This is a genomic window from Singulisphaera sp. GP187, from assembly GCF_900129635.1.
Taxonomy (GTDB): Bacteria; Planctomycetota; Planctomycetia; order Isosphaerales; family Isosphaeraceae; genus Singulisphaera.
In genome coordinates this window covers 662,284-682,924 of the sequence record NZ_FSRB01000002.1, presented here as the reverse complement: position 1 = coordinate 682,924, position 20,641 = coordinate 662,284, and the positions used below count along the sequence as shown (strand labels likewise).

The 20,641-nt window shown below is 64.5% G+C and carries 13 protein-coding genes; all 13 read right to left on the bottom strand.

All coding sequences use genetic code 11. From position 1 onward, the window contains the following. Positions 1 to 65 precede the first annotated feature (65 nt). Positions 66 to 3,056, bottom strand: coding sequence for a TlpA family protein disulfide reductase (locus BUS42_RS27200; protein ID WP_074312269.1), 2,991 nt, complete (start codon positions 3,054 to 3,056; stop codon positions 66 to 68). A 39-nt stretch (positions 3,057 to 3,095) separates the two neighbouring features. After that, on the bottom strand, positions 3,096 to 4,190 hold the full coding sequence (locus BUS42_RS27195; RefSeq protein WP_074312267.1) for a prenyltransferase/squalene oxidase repeat-containing protein: 1,095 nt from the start codon (positions 4,188 to 4,190) through the stop codon (positions 3,096 to 3,098). A gap of 345 nt (positions 4,191 to 4,535) precedes the next feature. Next, on the bottom strand, positions 4,536 to 5,438 hold the full coding sequence (locus tag BUS42_RS27190; protein WP_074315381.1) for a hypothetical protein: 903 nt from the start codon (positions 5,436 to 5,438) through the stop codon (positions 4,536 to 4,538). Between the two features lie 53 nt (positions 5,439 to 5,491). Further along, positions 5,492 to 6,388, bottom strand: a complete 897-nt coding sequence (locus BUS42_RS27185; protein ID WP_074315379.1) for a hypothetical protein — start codon at positions 6,386 to 6,388, stop codon at positions 5,492 to 5,494. Positions 6,389 to 6,483: 95 nt separating this feature from the next. Further along, positions 6,484 to 7,410: a hypothetical protein gene (locus BUS42_RS27180; RefSeq protein WP_074312265.1), complete on the bottom strand. Its 927-nt coding sequence runs from the start codon at positions 7,408 to 7,410 to the stop codon at positions 6,484 to 6,486. A gap of 53 nt (positions 7,411 to 7,463) precedes the next feature. Beyond that, positions 7,464 to 8,357 carry a hypothetical protein gene (locus tag BUS42_RS27175; RefSeq protein ID WP_074312263.1) on the bottom strand — a complete coding sequence of 298 codons (894 nt, stop codon included), beginning with the start codon at positions 8,355 to 8,357 and terminating at the stop codon, positions 7,464 to 7,466. A gap of 626 nt (positions 8,358 to 8,983) precedes the next feature. Then, complete coding sequence (locus BUS42_RS27165; RefSeq protein ID WP_074312259.1) at positions 8,984 to 12,253, bottom strand: hypothetical protein; 3,270 nt, start codon at positions 12,251 to 12,253, stop codon at positions 8,984 to 8,986. 118 nt (positions 12,254 to 12,371) lie between these two features. Further along, a complete protein-coding gene (locus BUS42_RS27160) occupies positions 12,372 to 14,576 on the bottom strand; it encodes a hypothetical protein (protein ID WP_074312257.1) in 2,205 nt (734 codons plus the stop codon). Then, a complete protein-coding gene (locus BUS42_RS45440; RefSeq protein ID WP_254053821.1) occupies positions 14,573 to 15,001 on the bottom strand; it encodes a hypothetical protein in 429 nt (142 codons plus the stop codon). Before BUS42_RS45440 ends, BUS42_RS27160 begins: the two co-directional genes overlap by 4 nt. Next, a complete protein-coding gene (locus BUS42_RS27155; protein WP_254053820.1) occupies positions 14,986 to 16,563 on the bottom strand; it encodes a BatA domain-containing protein in 1,578 nt (525 codons plus the stop codon). Before BUS42_RS27155 ends, BUS42_RS45440 begins: the two co-directional genes overlap by 16 nt. Continuing rightward, positions 16,560 to 17,471, bottom strand: a complete 912-nt coding sequence (locus BUS42_RS27150; protein ID WP_074312255.1) for a DUF58 domain-containing protein — start codon at positions 17,469 to 17,471, stop codon at positions 16,560 to 16,562. Before BUS42_RS27150 ends, BUS42_RS27155 begins: the two co-directional genes overlap by 4 nt. 111 nt (positions 17,472 to 17,582) lie before the next feature. Then, entirely contained in the window at positions 17,583 to 18,611 is a 1,029-nt protein-coding gene (locus BUS42_RS27145) for an AAA family ATPase (protein WP_074312253.1), read from the bottom strand. Between the two features lie 629 nt (positions 18,612 to 19,240). Continuing rightward, positions 19,241 to 20,485, bottom strand: coding sequence for an aldo/keto reductase (locus tag BUS42_RS27140; RefSeq protein ID WP_074312251.1), 1,245 nt, complete (start codon positions 20,483 to 20,485; stop codon positions 19,241 to 19,243). Between the last annotated feature and the right edge of the window lie 156 nt (positions 20,486 to 20,641).

Genomic DNA, 20,641 nt, shown 5'->3' with positions numbered 1-20,641 from the left:
GCCGAACTTACCGCGCAGGGCGTCCCTTCTTATGGCGAACCAGGCCGGGGGCTTGGCTGGCCCCGTTATTTGACCGGCGGCTTCGGATCAGGCCCACCGCTTGCCGGTGTCTTGGCATCAGGCCCGCCCAGGGTCGTCTGGATCGCCTCGCGAAGTTGATCGCCGAGGTGGGAACCACCACCGACGAAGAGGCGGGTGACGTTCCCCTCGCGGTCGATCACCACGGTCTGGGGGATGGCGTTGGCCTTGTATTTTTCGGCCACGGCGCCATCTTTGTCGAGAGCGACGGTCAGGTTCAGCTTATGCCGTTCGAGCATGGCCGTGATTTCCTTAGGCGACTCCTGGAGGTTCACGGCGACGAGCATCACCCCTTGGTCGCGGAACTCGCCCGTGACCTTCTCGACTTGCGGCATGGCTTGGAGACAAGGGCCGCACCAGGTGGCCCAGAAGTCGAGCACGACCACCTTTCCCTTGGCGTCGGCCAGGTGGAACGTCTTGCCCCCCAGTTGCTCGAGCGAAAAGTCGGGGGCCGGCTTGCCGACCAGGGGCGAGGAGGTGCCCGACGAGCCGCCTCCACCACCACCGCCGGCAGACCCATCGCCGCCGTCCTCAGTCACCTTGGGCTCGGGGGCGTCCGTCAGCAGCCAGCGCTGGAAGGTGAGCTGGGAGGCCTCTTTTTCAATCGTCTTGCCAATCAGCAACAGGTCGACCTCGTCGACGCGAACCCGGCACTCGCCGATGACAGGGCTGGTCCCCGCAAGCGCGTCGCCCTCGAACCGATCGGGCGCGAAGGTGAGGCGAACGCCGTCCTTGCGCAACGCCTGTACAAGGAATTCCTCGTTGGCCTTGGCCGGTTTCGGTTCCTGCACGGGTTCCGGTTGCGGAGCCTTGCCGGCCTCGAGGTCCTCGGGTTGCAGCCAGATGATCCGAGCGACCCGGTCGCGAGGGAGCGTCTTGACCTCAAGCCGGACCTCAACCTGGAGCGACGTCTCGTCCATCCCGACCACCCGGCCCCGGAGATAATCGCCATTCTTGGATCGGATCAGGTGGGTGGGCGGACTCCCTTTTTGAACGCGAGGAACCGTAAGCAAGCGTTCGCGTTTCGATTTGTTCAAGCGAACGGGATTAATTGGTTCTTCCGAGAGTTCCACGGCCTTGATTTTCTCGTGGGACACGAACGCATCTTTGCTGAGACTGGTGCGAATGGTCACCCCTTTCTCGTCGATCTTCGTGACCTCCGCCGGGATGATGTCGCCGGTCCGCAGGTAAAGCGCCCGGCGTCCGGGCACGGCCCCAGCAGGCCCGGTCGAGCTCGGAACCGCCGGCCGTCCCTGAGGTGCGCCGGCAAACGCCATGAGGAATCCCTGGACCACCCCCTGAGCCGGGGGCGCCGGAGCTGCTGGCCGAATCACCTGGACACGTCCGCCTACGAACACTTGCCCCGGGATCCCATTGCGCATCGCCGTCGCCGTCACGACCGGGGCCGGCGGCGGCGGTTCCTTGTAGAGGATCCGGCCGGAAGCCGCGCCGACGAGCGTGCTGGCCGTGGCGCTCCCTTGGGGCTGCCAGGTCAGACAACTCACTCCCGGTTCGTTTTTGCCATCGATGAGCCGACCGGTCAGCCGGACCCCGTCCATCTCGAGGCGAGGGATGGATTCGGCCTTTTTCACCGCGGGGGCGTCTTGAACCTCAGGATGGTTCGCGACCAGCGACCGCAGGCGGTCGATCGGCACGCGCACCGGCTCCTCGACGCCCGGATGCTTGACAACCACCGCGTCGTTCTCGATCGCGATCAAGTCGCCGCTGAGCCGTGCTCCCTCTTGGAGCAGAATCTGGACCGCCCGCGCGGGGACGTCGGTCAAGGGGGAGAAGGTCAGGCGGGCCGTCTCATCCAGAGGGACACGCGACTCCTTGTCCCCGTCGACAACGACGAACGACTTCGACTCGGCGTCGAACCGAAGCGTCTTGGCCGAGAGGTTCGATCCGTTCATCCGGCGCAGGTTCGGGCCGTCGGGCAGCGGCTCGCGGAGCAGCTCGCCGTTCCATTGCGTGATCTCGAGCCGTTCGAGCCGTAGATCCCCTTTCTTGTTCTCCAGTTGAAACCCGGTCAGCACCCGAGGCTTCGATCCGGCGACGTTCAGGTCGGCCAGCGGCTTGCCGTCCGGGGTGTCGACGATGATCCGTCCTCGCTCCTGATCGAGGTAGACTTTGAAATGAACACGTCCCGGACCTGCGTTCAGTTTGCCCAAGGACGCCACGTCGGCCTCTTTCGCCGTTTCCCGATGAACGACCAGCTCATGTTCCCAGACCTCGAACCGAAACGGATTCTCATCGGTCTTCTCGTTGGCGCCCGGTTTAACGGCGCCCCCCAGGGTGAGCACGAAATCGGGCTGGTTCTTCCAGGAGAGTTCGAATTCCAGGACCGCCCGTGCCGGGATGGGAACGTCGTTGCTGAGCGTCGCTCCCTCCTGGTCGGTCATCAATTCGCCCGATTCCTCGCGCCAGACCTTGGGTGCGCCGGCCGGGGACGGAGCGGCGGTCCAGCCGGCCAGGCCGGTCGGGCCGAGGTAGACCAGGTCGGAGCGACCTTGCCAGCGCTCGACCCGGAGCAGGTGCGGGCGTTGAACGCGGAGCCGGCCGATCCGGGACAGATCCAGCTCGGCCTCCCTGTCGTCGAGCTTGACCACCGTCCCAAACACGACGTCACCCCCCGAGAGCTCGAACCGGAAGGAGCCCTCGGGAGCGGCGAGCCGGGCAGGAACCGGAGCTTGCACGGCGTCGACCGCCTTGAGGTCGAAGTCGAACGGGGAGGTGAAGGCGTTCCCCTGCCAGCGGAGGATCCCCTGCCGATCGGTCGGCTGGAACTTGCCGGCCACGAAACCGCCGTCGGCCAGATGAAGCTTGAGACTCGCCGGCGGTCCCGACGCGGGTTCTTCCGCCCGCGCGACGGGGCCGATCCAGACGGAAGAGAAGGCCAAGGCGCCGGTGAGCACGAGCCACCGAGGGAGGCCGTGGATGCGGGTTTCCGTCGTCGCGGGCGGACGGCTGTAACGCATGGGTGAACGTCCCTTTTTTTGTTCGCTTCTTTTTTTGTTTTATCGTTCGTAGATTGGGAGAAATCGATAATTGAGAGCAAGAGCCAGCAACGACATGGAGGTACTGAACGACGGTCCCCACTGGCCTTGGAAGCTGCCGTCAGCGCGTTGCGCCTGCTTCAGTTGCCGGATCACCATCTTGTTCCACTTTTCCCAGGCGGCCGTATCGCCTTGAAAGAAGGCCTGGGCCTGGTAGTACCGCCCGTACTCGGGATAGCCCTGGACCGGCTGGTCGAGCCGTTCCTTGATGTGGTCGAGGGTCGCCTTGAATTCGGGCAGATCCTTGCGCCTGGCCACGGAGTAGACCAGGGTCGCGATCGCCGAGCGGGCGGTCGAGTCGCCGAACCCGCCCATGCCTCCGGCGTAGGCGACGAACCCGCCCGACGAGGTCATCGACTTGAAGTAGCCGACGGCGCGATTGATCGCCTCATCGGGGATCTCGATCCCGGCGTTGCGGGCCGCGAGCAAGCCGATCATGACCGCGCCGCTGACCGAGGTGTCGGCGTCGGTCGCTTCCGGCGAGTACCGCCAGGCCCCGAGCGGGTTCTTCTTCTGCGAGGTCAGCGCGGTGCGAACGGCCAATTCGAGGGCCTGGCCGATCGACCGCTTCCCCTTCGGGTCGGGCCAGAGGTTCCGCTCGTCCACCGCCCCATAGGCCTCGGCCAGGCCGAGCATCGCGAAGCCATGATGGTACATGCTATTCCCGATGTATCCCGTGTCGGCGTTCTGCGCGTTGACGATGTTGCGGAGCGAGCGCCGGACGTGATTGCTGTAGGGGCCGAAATTCGGGTCCTCGCCCGAGGCGAGGAAGGCCATGATCGCGAGACCGGTCGTCCCGGGCCCGGACTCCCCCCCTTGGCTCGCCCAATCCCCGTTTTCGGTTTGCGAGGAGGCGAGATATTGCAGCCCACGGTCATACATCTCGCGCACGTCGCGGGGAATCACTTCCCCCGACTTCGCCACGGGCAACTGGGCATTCGCCGTGCCGGCCGTCACCAGCCCAAGGAACAAAGTCACGACGCCGAGTGAAAGGGCGAACCCGCGTCCCGCAGTCGTCGTCCCTGAGAAAAAGGGAGTTGCTTCAAGTCGGGACATCACGAGGTCCTCGGGACACGGACACGGTTTGCGGCGGCCTGGGATACACATCGAAACCACCTTGGATCTGCTTGCCAGCGAATGACTGATGCGAAATCTCCGCCTATGCCAGCCCCAAAGGGACGAAGGTTACCGGGATCTCGTTCCCACGCTCTGCGTGGGAATGCCGTCCGCGACGCTCCGCGTCGTCTTCCCCGGCGGGTGGTGCCACAGAGCGGCCAGGACCGCATTCCGACGCCGAGCGTGGGAACGAGTTTCTCCCGTGAATTTCGGCCTCCGGTGCAGACAGCCGGCCCGGTTTTCCTGCAACATACTTAAATCGATGCATCATTTCCCCAACTCACATCAATCACTTTTCTTCCCGTCCGAAGCCGATTTCGGAGCTTCGGGGTCGATCGCCACGGCCCAAGGTTCATCCGGTGATTCTCCCGGGAGTACCCCCTCTCTTCTCATGATCTGCTTGTAGGCCTTGGACTGGGCCAGCAACTGGTGGATCGCGAGCCACTGCGAGTCGTGGAAGATCGGCTTGATGCGATCCTCGGGAAGCTGGGCGAGTTGAATGAGCACGCAGTAGAGATCATAAGAACTCGGCCGAATCGGCGAGCGGGTCTCTTCGACGATCAGTTTCGTGAGACGCTGACGCTGATCCTGATCCAATCCCACGCTGTGATCCAAGGTTACCAGAAGACGACCGAGCCGCGCCTGTCGCTGGAACTGTCGCCGCTGGGCGTTCAAAGCGTCGAAGGCGACGGCCTGCCCGTCGTCGAGGGACTTCTTGACTGTCTTGGCAAAGAGCGAACCGTCACCGAAGAGGCCCCTTTGCAAGGCTTGCTGTAACGGCTGGATCTCCTGATAAAACATCCCAAACTTCTGGCGGTCTCGACGAACCAAGTCAAATGTCTGCCGCTTCACGGCGACCTGATCGAAAAACCGCTTGATGTCGCCTCGGGAGGCAAGTTCGAGCTTCTTCTTCTGGGCTTCGGTCAATCGAGCCACCCGGTCGAGCTCGGCGAGCTTCAGTTCCAGCATGGAGTCGAGACGGGCACGTGCATTCGTGGCGTTTCGTGAATTCCCAAAGACCCAGGAATCAAAGGTCGACTCATCAATGAAAAAGTCTTGCTGCATGGCCGGGCCTTCAACCTCATCCTCGTCGTCCAGCGCCTGGGCGCGAGCGGATCGCCCCGCCCCACAGGCTGAGAGGAGCATGGCGAGAATCAGCAGCAAACCAAGCCGGCACGGACGAACCATGGTGGCTCCTCGAGGGGAGAGGGGAAAGAGGACGGCCATCGCGGTGGTTGGCCTCACGGCTCCGGCTTCGGCGGGAGGACTTCCTTGGCAACCTCGTCCGCAAACTCGTCATCCAGCGGGCCATCACGCATGTTGATTCCGCCGAAAAAATTCTGGTAATCGAGCGAAACCTTCTGAAACCCGCTCCAGACTCGATTCTGGGCATCGTTCAAATACATACTGACAAACTGATTAGGGATCATCGGGACGTACAGGTCATCCAGGTTGTAGTTTTGAAGACCCACGCCCCACGCCTCATCCCAGTGGGACGTGAGCGAGTCCGTCAGTTTGCTACGCTGATCGGCGGAGAGGATGAGCGACTGGTCGAGTTTCGCCACAAAGTTCAAAATCGCCACCCGCCTGGCTTCGGCCGCTCGAGCCTCGAGCTCAACGCGATAGCGCTCCACCTGAGAGGGTGAGAGCCCGGATTTGACGACGGCGACCAGGGCGTCCTGAATTCGCTTCCGAGGATCGGGAGCCGCGGGCCTCGCCCCCCCCGCAAGCATCGGCTGATTGCGATTCACTTGCCAGTCGACGTAATCCTTCGCGGCCTCGTCAAGGGCCTTGAACCCGGCGCGAGCGATCGGGATTCGCTGCTCTTTGGAAGGATTACAGACCGTCCTCACGAAGCGATACTCCACGCGGAGGATCGGGAGGTACTGCCTCTTCCACTGTTCGACCATGCCGTTCGCGGCCCCATCCACCAGCCTGACGCGGTTCACCACCCCCAACGCAGGCACAACGATCTGTGCCTTCTTGGTCGTCGCCTTGACGGCCTCGGCAGGGCGAGCCGGAGCCGCGACCGGTGGTGGTGGCGGTGCGATATCGACCGCCTCCTTGCGAACCTGGGCGGTGACGAACGCGGGCGCACAGACGAACGCAGCCACCCCGGCACACGCGAGCCAACGCATCAACCGATGACTCTTGTCAAGAACGAGGCTCGGAGCCCCTGACGGCCCAACAAGCCCCGAAGAATCGCGATCCACCATGAGAAAGGCTCCCTGCGCTAGTCATGTTTCTCGTGCGGGTTCGGCGCGGGTTTCGAACCGTCGGTCTCCACCGCCACGATCCAACGCTCGGCGTCCGGCGCGATGGGGAGAACCCCTTGCTTTGTGAGCATTGACTCATATCTACCTGCGTTTTCAAGCTGCGTCTTCACCAGTTGCCATTGGGCGTCCCGAAAGATCGGCTTGATGCGATCTTGAGGCAGCCGAGAGAGCTGAAACAGCACGAGATAGAGGTCGTAGGTTCCGGAGACCTTGGACGGATGAGTCTCCTCGACGATCAGCTTCAAAAGCTGCTGGCGCTGGCTGGCCTGCAGGCCCACGCTGTTGTCCAGGATCGCAAGGATTCGACCAATCCGGGCCTGCTGGCCGAGCAAACGCCGCTGGCGGTCGAGATTGTCGTAGGCAAGGACCTGGCGTTCGTCGAGCGTCTTCCTCAGGGTCTTGGCAAAGATCGAAGCGGCGCCGAAGAATTGTCCCTGGGTCAGCGCCGTTCGCAACGGAAGGAGCTGTTGGTAGAAGGCGGCAAACTGCTGTTGATCGTTGCGGACGAGCTGAAACGCCTTCCGTTTTTCCGCGACCTGATCGAAGTATCGCTTGATGTCTCCGCGTGAGGCGAGCTCGAGTTTCCGCTTCTGAGCGTCGGTCAGCCGGGCGATCCGGTCGACTTCGTCGATTTTCAACTTCACCAGGGTTTCCAGCCGGGCGAGCGCGGCCGCGGGAGTCCGGACGTTGCCAAACACCACCTGATCGAAGTTGGACTCGGCAACCGCGAACCGCTGCCGAACTTCGAGCACCTGACCGTCGCTTTCCTCGCCAACCACGTCGTCAAGCACTTGCCCCTGTGCGGACGGCCTGAAGCCGCCGGCGAAGAACCCCGCGAAGGCCACCACCGGCAGCAGCAGGCCAACTCGAAGTGCGCGAATCATGGCGACTCCTCCAGGCAAAGACCGAGGCAGGCCGGCGCTCACGGCCGTCGGGCTCACTTCTCCGTCCCTGGCTTGACCGCTTCCTTGGCAACCTCGTCCGCAAACTCGTCATCCAAAGGGCCATCCTGCATGTGCATGCCAATCCCAATACCATTTGAGCCGAAAGTCACTTTTTGAATCCCGATCCAGATCGTCTTCTGCGCGGCGTTCAGGAAATTGGCGACGAGAGCATCGGAGATCATCGGCAGGTATTGGTCGTCGAGGTTGAACGATTGGAACCCCTGGGCCGACACATCCTCCCAGTGGGAAGAGAGCGATTCGCTGATCTGATCCCGCTGCTCGGGAGAGAGAACCAGGACCCTGTCGAGCTTCGCCACCAGGTTCAAGATCGCAACCCGTTTTTGTTCGACCGAGCGGGCGTCGAGCTCAGCCCGATAGCGTTCATATTGGCTGGGAGAAAGTTGGGCTTTGACCGCGGCCGCCAGGGCCTCTTGAATGAACTGACGCGTGTCGGGGATCGCCGGCCGCTCGACGAGACGCCCCGCCACGACCATGTTCTGATTTTTTTGCCAGTCGACGTATTTCTTTGCCGCCTCATCCAGCGCCTGCAGCCCGGCGCGGGCGATCGGCAGCCGCGTGTCCTTGCTCGGGTCGCAAATCCCTCGCATGAACAGGTATTCCACCCTGAGAATCGGGCGGAATTGCCGCGTCCACTGGTCGACCATGCCGTTCCCATTCAGGGCCCCGTTGATGATCATGGGCGCGGCCAGTTGGATCCGTACCTCCGCCTCGCGTGCCACCGCCGCCTTCTTTTCCACGATGACGGCCTGCACAGGCGCAATCTCGACCCGTTCCTCCTTGCGGACCTGAGCGGCAACGAATGCAGGGGTGCAGACCGTGAACGCGACGCCGACCATGGCGACCAGGCGAATGACGCGACCTCTCATCAACTCTCCTCGTTTCGATTCGATTTGGCATGCGATCGTATCGGAATACCAAACAATTCAGCGTCTCTCTCGATTTCTGAAGCGACTTTCAACCCAGGCACCAAGGAGGATGAGCCCAGTGTCCGAGATGATTACGATCGCCGGACCGAAGATAACGTCCGCCCAGGTCATCGTTGCAATCATCGAGTGCGGCTCAGTCATCTTCATCGCCGCGAAGCCGGCGACGCCCACGACATAGAACACGGAAAAAGCAATGCCTAACCGTTTAAAAAACCATTCGTAATCCGAAAGACCTAATCGCCCAAGAAACCGAGTCTGTCGCAACGAAACCGGGCCGTCAGTCGGCCCCGGAGGCCGAAATTCGCGGGAGAAACTCGTTCCCACTCGCCTTGCTACAGTCTCAAGAAATCCCATCAATTCACCATCAACCGGGTGAATGAGCCATCGCTCTCTTTGAATTCCCTGGGACCGCGGGCGTCCCAGGGAATGACAATCCCAACCGCCGGTCGTTTCGTCAGCAGGCCCAGTAGGCATGTCGACTTATTGCTGGATAACCTCGAAGCGGATCGACGACAGCCACGCCCGCTGTTGAGCAACCGGCGTGGCTTCGCGGCGTTCCAGCCCGTTCATTGCCCGGCCGGGGCGCGCTCGAGCCGGTTGAAATACTCATCGAGGCCGGAGCGGAATTCCTCGGGAAGCGAGGGACCCGAATCACCCGTCGTCTGCGAGGTCCCGCGATCTTCCTTGACCTCTTTTTCGTTCAGGCCGACCCCGAGGAGCGCCAGGGCCGAGTCCTGCGTCGTGCCGGTCCCACCCCCGCCCGGGTTCGCGCCGCCGCCTCCACCCCCCTTGGGGTTGATCCGTTTTGACTTGAGCAAGAGTTCAATTGCCTCGGTCTCGGCGGCAATCGCCGGGCTGCCGGTCTCCGGCTCGAGCAGGATCCCGGCCGCATCGTTCATGACCGAGCCGACCTGGCCGAGCAGGGCGATCTCATAGGCGAACTCCTTCGCGGCGTCGGGAAGCTCGCGGATCGTTCCGGTCACCTTCTCAACCCGGCCCGACAGCTCTTTCTGAGTTTTCGAAAGCTTGCCCGCTTCCGTCTTATAGCCGTTCAGGAGCAACGCGGGCTTGGCCTGCTCGGCCACGCGGGTCTCTTCGCGAAGGTTGACCTCCCCCTCGAGGATCTGAAGCACCTCGAGCACGACCGAAGGGGGAAGACTACTCTTCGACTTGGAACCGGGGCAGGTCCCCTTGCACGCGGGATCAACCAGGTCCTCGGCCCAGCGGTCGAGCGAGTCCGACCAGAACTCGCACTGAGCGATCGACATGCCTTGTTCTTTTTTGAGGTCGTCACCGAGCTGGCGCAAGCCGCCGATTACATCCTCTTTCTTCATCTCGTCGAGAACCGCCTTGAACTGAACGAACTGCCGACGTTCGAAGTAGGACTGCAAGTCATCCATGATCACCGAGACATTCTGACTTCCCTTGGCCTCTTGGTCGGCCAGCGTGACCAACTCCTTGACCGCCTTGTCGGCGATCCGCGACTCGGGCAGGCCGAACGCATCCCCCACGAAGTCACCGAGCCGGCCGCCGATCTTGAGCTGAACCCGCGACGCGGCTTTCAGGCGCTTGACCAGCGTGCTCCCTTCGAGGTTGGCGAGCACCCGGTTGAGCTCGTCGGCGATCTTCTCGAACTCGGCCAGCAGGTCGCGCTGGGCGTTAACCGCCTCGTCAACCTTCTCCGCCGCGGGCGGGGCCGGGGGAGGCGGCGTAGCCGACCCCTTGCCCATCACGTTCGTTTGCGCCAGGCCAAGTTTCGGCTTGGAATTTCCCCCCGGAGGAGCCGGCGGCAGACCCTTCTTGGCGGGCGAGTTCTGCGACGATTCCATGTCCACGACCCGAGGGACCGCCGACGGCGCCGGGTTCGACTTCTTGGGCTCGGTGGGCGCTCCGGCCCCGGCCGCCCGGACCTGCCCGGCCATGGGGGCCTTGTTGCCCGTCGCGTTCGCGGCAAGGCTTGGCGCCTGCGCGGCCTCCTTGAGAAGGTCGGCGACCGATGGCATCCGATTCGTCGAGATATCTTTGAGGACCTGTAACATCTCGGCCCAGCGCTCGAGGTGACCGACGCCGATCTCCGGGTTCCGCGAAGCCTGCTTGACCAGGTCTTCACCCGAACCGACCAGCATCGCGAGCCGGCGCCCGTTGGCCCGTTCGGCGGCCGCCTGGCTCTCAACCTGTTTCCGGGTCTCGGGCCGGTCGAGGGCGTCGGCCGTCAGGTCGCGGAGTTGCTTGTTGGTCTCGTAGAGCTGCAACTCGCGGTCGCGCACTTCCAGGGACTGCCGATGCCACTTGCTCAGTTGCTCGGCGATCCAGATCGCGTGCTGCTCGGCGTTCAGGACGTACAAGGTGTAAGTGGGCGAATAGGTCCGAGCACGACCCGGCAGGTAGTCCTCGGCGAATACGCGCACATTGACCGGCTGGGGCTCGATGCCCAGGTTCTTGGCGGTGAAGGTGCCGTTGAGGTCGAGGTTTTCCTTGTCGGTCCCCCCCGCCGCCAGGATCTGCTCGCCGATGGCCGGTGACGAGACGAGTGGGTTCTCAACCCCGTGCCACTCCAGGCCCACGCGCTTGACCCCGAAATCGTCTTGCACGTGCACCTTGAAGGCGAGCAGCTCGGTGTCGAGCACCACCTTATTCCGCGGCAGATTCTCACAAGAGACGGTCGGAGGCTCGTCGTCCCGCCCGTTGACCGCGAGCGTGAACGGCGCCTTGCCCGCCAGCCCGTACTGGTCTTTCCACTGAAACTCGAGGTTGCGCGGCCCGTCGACGACCAGCAAGGGGCTGGCGACGGTCGCGCCGGACGGGGTCCGGCCCTGGCCGTCCACCCGCGCGGAGGAAAGGTCACGGCTGGCCGTGACGGCGAAGGTTGCCTGGCTCCCCTTGACCAGCGAGACCGAGCCCCCGCGCACGTCTTTGCGGAGCGGCTCGGGGCGGCCGAGGTACTTGGGCAAGGCGACGTTGGCCACGATCGAGGTCAGCTCGGGCCTGAGGGTCGGCTCGACGCGCACTCGCTGGAGCCAGTCGCCCACCCGGACCTCGAGCGGCCCTGGGGCGATCATCGCCGGCAGGTCGAACGCGTAGAGGTCGTCGCGGAGCAGGGCGGAGACGGCCCCTTGACCGTCGAGCCGGGCTTCGCCCCGGACCGGGCGCCAGGCGGTGCCCGCGGCGAGTTTCGCCTCGGCGGTGAACGGCTCGCCGTGGGGCACGACCAGGCGATCCGGCAACGGCTTGATCGCGGCGAACGTGTACCGGGGGATCGGCCGCCAGGGGGCGATCAGCCGGGACCAGGCGTTGGACGCCGCGGCCGGGAAGAGGAAGAACAAAGCGAGCGCCGCGGTCGCCGGAACGGCGGCCAGCCAGGCCCAGGTGCGATGGCGCGGGTTCGGCACCGCGGCGTTGAGGTCGCGCTTGCCGGCGTCGTCGCTCACTTGGAGCACGGCCGCTTCGCAGAGCGCACGGGACCGGGTCTGCTCCGAGTCGCTGTGGACCAGCTCGATCACCCCCAGAAGCTGGTCGCCGAAATGGGGGTGCTTGCGCGCCAGGAGCCGGGCCAGTTGATCGAACCGGCGGTTCCGACCGACCCAGCGGTACAACCAAAGCGGCACAACTGCGCAGGCGAGGGCGGCAACCACGAACAGGGCGACGCGCGGCCAGCCCGGCGTGTCCCAGACACGGTCGAGCAAGAACATCAGGAGGAACGCCGCGACGACTCCGAAGGCCGCCGCGAAGACGGCCTCTGCCATCTTGACGGTCCAGACTCGACGACGATAGTCGCGGAGTTGAGTCCGCAACGACTCCGGTAGCTCTAACCGATTCTGTGATCCGGCGAGGCTCATATCGACCTCACTTATGGCTAGCGGTTAACCGACATTTTCAAACATGACTCTTGCAGGGAGGGCACGGCCCACCCTCTTTTTATCTTTGGTGGGCCGTGCCCACCCTACAGGACCGTTCTTAGACGAGTCCGACGGCCTTCCTACCCACCCAGAAGGCCCCCATTAAGCCAATCATAACAACCGCCACCCCCCCGTGGCTCCATAACTGCAACCTGCGGACCGCGGGAGGAGGGTCGGGGAGCGCAGCCAGGGTGCGGACAACATCGTCGAGCTTGTCCGGCTCGACGACCTTACCGCGGGTCACCCGGGCCAATTCTTCCAACACTTCGGGTCGCGACGGACGGCCAATCCGCTCCGCCGAGGCCCCTTGCACGAAGAAGGTCGCGTCGAGCGTCGCCCCGGTCTGCTTGCAGATCAGGGCGACCTTGTACGGCCCCGCCTCGGTGGCGGTGAACCGGCCGGTGTATTCGCCCCACTCGTCGCCGGCCGAGGTGAACCGAGCCACCTCCGCCTTGCCCGAGGGGGCCGTGATCCGCGCGGAGATGTCGCCACCACGGAGCGGCTCGCCGCTCCGGTCCATCACGTTGGCGTGGAACGTCAAGACCTTGTTCATCCGCGGCTGGTCGGGCACGTAGTAGAGCCGCATCGTTTCGCCCTTGGCCATGTTCCGCTGATAGGCCATCCAGCGCACCACCTGACCCCAGAACCGATAATGGTACTTGTCCTCGACCCCCTTGCGCCAACGCCAGGCACCATCGGTCCCCATGAACAGGACCTTGCCCGCCCCGAAGGTCCGGGTCGCGAGCAACGGAATTCGGCCCGACTCGTTGGTAATGTCCTTGTGGACGGCGAGCACGTCGCTCCCCGCCTTGGCCCGAAGCACCGGGGCGTACCACTGGAACCCGGGCAAACCCTCCCAGACCTCGGCGTTCTCGTCCTCGGTGTCGGCAAGCTTGGTGAGCAAGCTCCGCCGCCCCAGCTCCGTCAGCTCAAAATGGTTCGGCGTTCGCGACCCCCAACCGCCGGGCTGGGCGGGGTCGAGCGTCACCGGACAGAGGTCGCCCAGCTCGGTCTCGAGCAGCGAGAATTGCCGCCCCTGAATTCCAGGCATGAACACGAGACCACTGGCTTGATGCTCGACCAGCCCCTTGAGCAGCCGGCACTGCTCGGAGGTGAGCTGGCCGTCGTCAAGCCCGACGTCGCCAATGAACACAACGTCATATTTCGAAAGTTCGTCGAGCCCCGCGGGGAACTGCTTGATGTAGTCCTTGTTCCCTCCCCCGGCCTTGCTGAGCCCGGGGTGGAAGAGCAGGCAAGAGACCTCGACCCCGGGGTCGCGCGAGAGGGCGTTCCGCAGGTAGCGGTACTCCCAGCGCGGGTACGACTCCACGACCAGGACCTTGAGTTTCTCCTCGCGAATCGAGATCGGGGTGGAGAGCCGGTTGTTGTCGGAGATCAACTCGTCGGGGTGGGCCGGGACGTTGAGCGCGAGCGTGAAGTCGCCCGTCCCCTTCGGCTTCCAGACGACCGCGTCGCTGGTCCGGCCCATCGGGGCGACGCGCACGTCCTTGGTGATCTCGTCGCCGTCCGACGTCTTCAAGGTGACCGTGGTGACATGCTCGCGGGGCAGCGAGCTGTCGATCGTGAACGGCACCCGCACCGCCTTGCCCGCCACCCCGAACGTCGGGGCATCGAGGTTGATCAACTCGATGTCGGGCAGTCGGGTCGGGCTGCCGACGGGGACCGCGAAAATCGGAACGCCCAAGGAACGCAGCCGGGCGGCGGCCTGAACGGGGGGCTGCCCCTCGGTCCAGTCACCGTCCGACGCCAGGACGATCCCACGCAGGTTCTGGAACGTTTCGGGCGCCTGGGCGAGCGGAGCGTACAGGTCCGTGCCGTGCCCCGTGGCCTTGGGCGAGAACGACTGCACGACCACGTTCATCCGCCCGCGGAGCTTGTCCCACGACGCGGCATCGGCGAGCGACGCGATCGCCTCGCGCCGGGTCAAGGGGGCGGCGGTGGGAACCGGCCGCCTCGTCTGGATGACGTCGCGCGTTTCCATGCTGGGCGACGCGTCCCAGAGCACGGCGACCGACGGCTTTTCCTCGGGACGATACTCCTCAACCCACTCGGGCTGGTTGAGCAAGACCGCACCGAGGCAGACGATCGCGAAGCGGAGCCCCTCGAGCATCCCTTGCGAGCGCCTGTACCCGCTCCGCCGCCAGGCGACGAAGCAGAGCCCGGCGGCCACTAGCACGAGCAAGGCCGACGCGGCGACCGACCAGGGGGTCCACAGGAACGTCAGCGATCGCGACACATTCATGTTGCTGCCCCCGCCGCGACCCGAACGGGCCGGGGCATACAGAGCGCGGCCTCGACGAGCAGGGCCGTCATCATCGCGATCAGGAACAAACGCCAAACTTCCTGGATCAACGAATCAACGTTCCCTTCCCGGTCATCCACCCGCGCGAAGTCGAGCCCGCGAAAGAGGCCGGCCACCTGCTCGTCGGTCAAGACTGGGGACGCGTCTTCGGCGATCGGCCGGTTGATCGCCAACAGCCGATCGCCCGAGGCGTAGACGCCGCGGTGGAACGCGTATTCAGTGGAAACGGCCTCGTCTCCCCCGGAGAGTCTCGACCAGCCGGTGGAGTCGGTGCCGGTCATCGGGCCGGCCGCCAGTTGCCGGGTCGTTTCAAGCGCTTCAGCTCCGGCGGCCTGGGCCCGCTGGATCATCACGTAGAGAGCCACACCGTCGGTCGCCAGCGACGAGTCGCCGGCCGCCGGCGTGGTCGCGCAGAAATAGGCCCCCCGGCGTTGGTCGTCGCTCGTGCCAGGAGCAGGTCGCCCCCTTTCAAGCTGGCCAGCGGGGTGAGGTCGCCCGACAGGCCGCACCACTTGCGGACTTGCAACTGCCCGACCGGCAGCGCGGCCCCATTCAAGGTGTTGGCGAGTAAGTCCTGATCCCCTCGCCAGGTCTCCACAGTGACTTCTTGCGGATGGTTCCCCCAGGCCGTCCACCGCCCCCCCAGGAATTCGGCCCCACCGGGCACCCGAGGCGGGAAGAAGAAGACCCGACCCCCGCGCTCGACGAACGAACGGACCAGGTCGGCCGTCTCCCCCTCGGGGAGCGGGCTCTGCCAGAGGAGCAGGGAGACGGTCTCCCACTCGACGGACGTGAGCTGATCGATCGGCACGACCTCGGCCGAGCATTTTAACGCGGGGTCGGGCGCAATCGAGGCGGCCAACCGCAACGCCTGCGCGGCTTGCCCGTCCTCCGCGACGACGATCGCGCGCCGAGGCGCGGGCTGATCGAACGCGAAGTAGAAGTCGTTGTCCGCCGGATTCGCGTCCGCCGGGATCGAGACCTTGCCCCAGCCGCGGCGCCGGCCCCGCTCCAACGGAATCCGATGATCTTTGAGGGTGAACCGCGGCCCATTCATCTCGACGGTCAGTTCCGAGCGGGCGCCCCCGATCTCGAACTGGATCGGGACGGTCGTCTGCCCCTTCTCACTCCCTTCGCGCGCCAGGCTGAGCGAGACCAAGACGTCAGCGTCACCGCCGTCACCGGCCGCCTGACGGCGAACACCGGTCACCCGGATCGACACGTTCAAAGGTGCCGTTCTGGGATAGGCGAGCAGGTGAAACCTGACCCCTTGGGGGAACCCGAGGAACGACTCGCGGAGCGAGCGCCAGCGGCCGTCATCGACTTCCCAATCATCGCGTCTGAGGTCGGAACAGATCCAGATCTCGGTGCGCCCCGGCTTGTTCGTCCGGACGTAGTCGCGCGCGGCCGCGAGCATCCCCGGGATATCGGCCGCCGCGCTCAAGGGTCCAGTGTCGGGCAGGGTCAGCAAGGCGTCGGCCGATTCGAGCGAGCGCGGTTGGTTGGTCCCGCTCTCGATCAGGACCCAGCGATTCGAGCCGAGGGTTCCGAGCGCCCGGGCGAGCTGCCGCTTCCCGGTCTCGAGCTTCGACCCGCCCGTCCCGGTGCCCGCCTGCTGCATGCTGGGCGACCGGTCGAGCAGGATGATCGTGGTATCCGGCCGTCCCCCCGCGGTGAAGCCGAGCCAGCCCCCCGCCAGCGGCCGGCTGAGCGCGAAGAGCAGGGCGGCGATGGCCGCCATCCGGAAGGCCATGATCAGCCACTGGCGGAGCCGCGCGTACCCGCGTGACATCCGGTTCGCCGCCAGCAGGAACATCATCGCGCCCCATTGCACGGTCTGATAGCGCCTTTGGTTGATCAAGTGAATGATCACCGGCAGGGCCACCAGCGGCAGGGCCACCAGAATCAACGGGTGGAGAAAGTTCATCGCACCCCCCGCGATCGTGCGCGGCCGACGAGGAATCGGAGAAGCACCTGTTCATAGTCGTCGTCGATCTTGACCTGATGATAGTCGACGGCCGACTCACGGACCGCCTCCTGGATTCCTTCCAGGTAGGCGCCGATCGCCTTGCGATAGCGATCGGCGATCTCGTTCGGCTCGGCAAAGATCGCCGGCCCCCCTTCCATGTCGAGGAACCGCATCGGCCGGCGGAAGTCGAAGCTCAGCTCCTTGGGGTCGAGCAGGTGGAACAGGGCCAGGTCGTGCCGGCGAAACCGCAAGTGCTGGAAGCAGCTCCGGAGCTCGCCGGGGTCGACGAACAGGTCGGAGATCACGACCATGAGCGCACGCTGGCGAACGGTCTCCGCCAGCTCGTGGAGCACCGTGGCGAGCTGCGTCTCGCCTTGCGGCTTGGCGGCTTCGAGGATGTCGAAGACGGTCATCAGGTGCGCGGGGTTCCGCTTGGGCGGGATCGTCTGAACCAGGCCCTTGGCCACGCAGGCGAGCCCGACCGCATCCCCCTGGCGCATCGCCAGGTGCCCGAGCGCCCCGGCGATCCGCCGGGCGTATTCGATCTTGGTCACGCCCGCCGAGCCGTAGCCCATCGAGCCGCTGGTATCGAGGACGAGGCAGCACCGCAAGTTGGTGTCGGCCTCGAACTCCTTGACGAAGAACCGGTCGGACCGGCCATAGGCCCGCCAGTCCAACCTCCTGAGGTCGTCACCGGGGACATATTTACGATATTCGGAAAATTCGACGCTCGAGCCGCGATGCGGGCTGGGGTGTCGACCGGACACGCTCCCTTGCATCGGCCGACGCGCCATCAATGGGACGCTGGCGAGCCGCGACAACACGCCGGCGTCAAGGAAGCTTCGGGGCTGGCGATCCGGGAACATGGCTGGATGAGCTTTCCGTGTGAAAGGATCAAGAGCCTCGGCTCAAACGAGCGCGGACGCACGCGCCCGCGTCCCGTTTGAGCCGAGGCTCCGCGGAGTGGGGTCGCTCCGCTACCGTTCCATGTTCGCCTCCTCGGCGAGCCGGCTCACAATCTTCTTGGCGTCGATCCCTTCGGCTTGCGCCGCGAACGTGGTGATCACGCGATGCGTGAGCACGGGAACGGCCACCTCATGAACGTCTTCGAGCCGGACCATGTAGCTGCCGAGCAAGGCCGCGCGGGCCTTGGCGCCCAGGATCAGATACTGGACCGCACGCGGGCCGGCCCCCCACGACACGAGCGGCTTGAGCCAGGCCGGGGCGGTCGGATCAGTGGGTCTGGTCTTGCGTACCAACCGCGCCGCGTAGGTATAGATATGATCGGGAACCGGCACTCGCCGCACGAGGTGCTGGAAGCGGATCACGTCTTCGGGCGTCAGCAGGTGGTCGAGCTGAGGCAGGGCGTCGCCGGTGGTCGTGCGCGCAATCCTGACTTCTTCGGCCTCGGACGGGTAGTCGAGCTCGATGAGGAACATGAATCGGTCGAGCTGGGCTTCGGGCAACGGGTAGGTGCCTTCTTGCTCCACCGGGTTCTGGGTGGCGAGCACGAGGAACGGCGGTTCGAGCTTGAACGACTTGCCGACCACGGTGACGTTCTGCTCCTGCATCGCCTCGAGCATCGCCGCCTGGGTTTTCGGTGGGGCCCGGTTGATCTCGTCGGCTAAAACGATGTTGGCGAAGACGGGCCCGTGGATAAACTGAAATTCTCTCCGCCCATTGTGCCCCTCCTGGAGGATGTCGGTCCCGGTGATGTCCATCGGCATCAGGTCGGGGGTGAACTGGATCCGGCTGAACTTCAGCGACATTGTCTCGGCGAGCTTGCTGACCAGCAGCGTCTTGGCCAGCCCGGGGACGCCCATCAGCAACGCGTGACCGCGAGCGAACAGGCAGATCGCCAGTCGCTCGATCACATCGGTCTGACCGACGATCACCTTGGCAAGCTCATTCCGCAGTCGGGCATTCGCCTCGCGCAACTGGTCGATTGCCTGGACGTCGTCCTCGCCAAGCGACTCGTGAACGGGAGACGGAGAAGGTTGAGCCATTCCATCGCTCCAGGATGCCGGACCGTGCATCGACGCGTCAGATCGGTGAGGAAGCATTCTAAAGGATTAAGAGCCGCGAAGCCAGATAGGACAAACGTCAATTGCCCCGCAAGCGTCCTCGCAGCCCGAGCGGACGAGACCTTAGACTATCGAAAAACCGCCTTGGTTCCCGACGGCAGCGGATTTGAGTCGAGCGAATCCGGTCTGAAGCGGGACCATGATACGACGACCTTTGCCAATTACAACGGTCTGGACATGATACGGAAAAGAAGAGCGGATCGTTTGAGTGAAATCCAATCCTACGATTTTGGTGACTCCTTTGAGTTTCGGCGGTTGGATTTTACCATTCTGGGTGGGTGGTCCGGACAAGACAAGAACCCGAAAGATGGTGGGCCGTGCCCACCCTACAAATCGAATTACATGAATTCAAGTTCTCTTGCAGGGTGGGCACGGCCCACCATGGAATCGGCCTGAGCGGGAGACAGAGAGCTCACGCTCCTCGCTCGCCTGATTCATTCTCAGCAAAGGCCTATTCATTTCTCAATTTGCTATTCACTAAACGAACCAAGGGCCGGACGGGAACGATGGTCCCGACCGGCCCTTGGGCTGAACGTCAACCGTGGCCAGGATCAGGCCAGGTACCGGTCCGCGTCGGGGAGGAGCTTGGCGAAGTCCAGCTTGTTGGGGCAGGCGGCGCGGGCGGCCTCGAGATCGGCGCCGGCCCAGTCGCGGGCTTCGGGGCTGAGTGCGGCGTACTGGCGGCGTGCCTCGGTACGAATGCCGTGGTGCTCGTGGTAGGTGAGGAACCGGGTCAGGTCGCCGAGCTCGGCCTTGGTGCCGGCGGCGACCGAGCAACGGCCATCGCAGTCGGCGCAGAGGGTCGGGCCGAACGCGAGGGCGGCGTCGCGAAGCTGCATGATCTCGGTGGTCTTGAGCGGCTCGTAGCGGCGCGCGGCGTCGGCGTCCTCACGAAGCTGCTCGGTCGTCTTGATCGAGACGCAGGAGCCGCTGATCCGTTCGTCGGTCCAGATCGCGTGCAGCAGGCCCTGATAGGGGGACAGCTTCTTCTCGGCGAGCATCGGCGCGCGGCGCACGACCTCGTCGAGCACGTTCACCTTGGGCTTGGCGGGGAACTGGCCGGCGACCTGCTTCATCGAGATCAGGCCGACCCCCTTGTTGTAGCAGGTGTCGAGCGCCTTGTTGAGCGGCGAGTCCTTGTCAAGCCAAGGCGTGTACATCAGCATGATCGCGTCGACGATTCCCCCCTCGGCGGCCGCCTGAATCGTCTGGGCGCGGTCCTTGTGGTGGGTGGAGAAGCCGACGAACTTCGCCTTCCCCGACTTGCGGATCGCCTCGGCCGTCTCCTTGAACTCCTGGCCCTTGACGAAGTTGATCGACTCGTCGAGCGTGTGGTGGTCGCCAAGGCCGTGGACGAAGTAAAAGTCGACGTAGTCGGTCCCCAAGGCGGCCAGCCGCTCGTCAAGCATTTTGAGCATCTGCTTGGGGGTGTTGACCTCATCCTTGGTGACGAGGACGACGTCCTTGCGGACCTCGGGCGCCTGCTCGAACCACTTCTTGAAGCCGGGTTCGGTGCCGTACAGGTTGGCGGTGTCGAAGGTGCGGACCCCGCTGGCATAGGCGAGCCGGAGTAGGCGGTCGAGCACGCCACGCTCGCGGAGCGCCCCGGTCCCCATCTCAAGCAGGGTGATCTCGACGCCCGTCTTGCCCAGCTTCCGCTTGGGAAGCGTCGTGGGCTTGGCCGCCTCATTCTGAGCTTGCAGGCCAGAGGCCGCACCCAGGGCCGCGGCCGTGGCCAGGGCTCCGGCTTGAAGGAATTCGCGGCGGCCGGGGCTATTCGTATGGTCGTCGGACATCACTTCGGACTCCTCGTTGGCAGACTGTCGTGACGAGTCTCGGACATTCCGTCAAACTGAATCTACCAAGTCACTCGCCCCGTTGCCTATCCGCCTCGGTCTCAGCCCACGACCGAGCGTTTTACACCACCACTTGACTCAATATCTCTAAAAATC

Coding starts and splice junctions, on each gene's coding strand:
- BUS42_RS27200 (WP_074312269.1), bottom strand. CDS start 3,056: ATGCGTTACAGCCGTCCGCCCGCGACGACGGAAACCCGCATCCACGGC.
- BUS42_RS27195 (WP_074312267.1), bottom strand. CDS start 4,190: ATGTCCCGACTTGAAGCAACTCCCTTTTTCTCAGGGACGACGACTGCG.
- BUS42_RS27190 (WP_074315381.1), bottom strand. CDS start 5,438: ATGGTTCGTCCGTGCCGGCTTGGTTTGCTGCTGATTCTCGCCATGCTC.
- BUS42_RS27185 (WP_074315379.1), bottom strand. CDS start 6,388: ATGCGTTGGCTCGCGTGTGCCGGGGTGGCTGCGTTCGTCTGTGCGCCC.
- BUS42_RS27180 (WP_074312265.1), bottom strand. CDS start 7,410: ATGATTCGCGCACTTCGAGTTGGCCTGCTGCTGCCGGTGGTGGCCTTC.
- BUS42_RS27175 (WP_074312263.1), bottom strand. CDS start 8,357: ATGAGAGGTCGCGTCATTCGCCTGGTCGCCATGGTCGGCGTCGCGTTC.
- BUS42_RS27165 (WP_074312259.1), bottom strand. CDS start 12,253: ATGAGCCTCGCCGGATCACAGAATCGGTTAGAGCTACCGGAGTCGTTG.
- BUS42_RS27160 (WP_074312257.1), bottom strand. CDS start 14,576: ATGAATGTGTCGCGATCGCTGACGTTCCTGTGGACCCCCTGGTCGGTC.
- BUS42_RS27155 (WP_254053820.1), bottom strand. CDS start 16,563: ATGAACTTTCTCCACCCGTTGATTCTGGTGGCCCTGCCGCTGGTGGCC.
- BUS42_RS27150 (WP_074312255.1), bottom strand. CDS start 17,471: ATGTTCCCGGATCGCCAGCCCCGAAGCTTCCTTGACGCCGGCGTGTTG.
- BUS42_RS27145 (WP_074312253.1), bottom strand. CDS start 18,611: ATGGCTCAACCTTCTCCGTCTCCCGTTCACGAGTCGCTTGGCGAGGAC.
- BUS42_RS27140 (WP_074312251.1), bottom strand. CDS start 20,485: ATGTCCGACGACCATACGAATAGCCCCGGCCGCCGCGAATTCCTTCAA.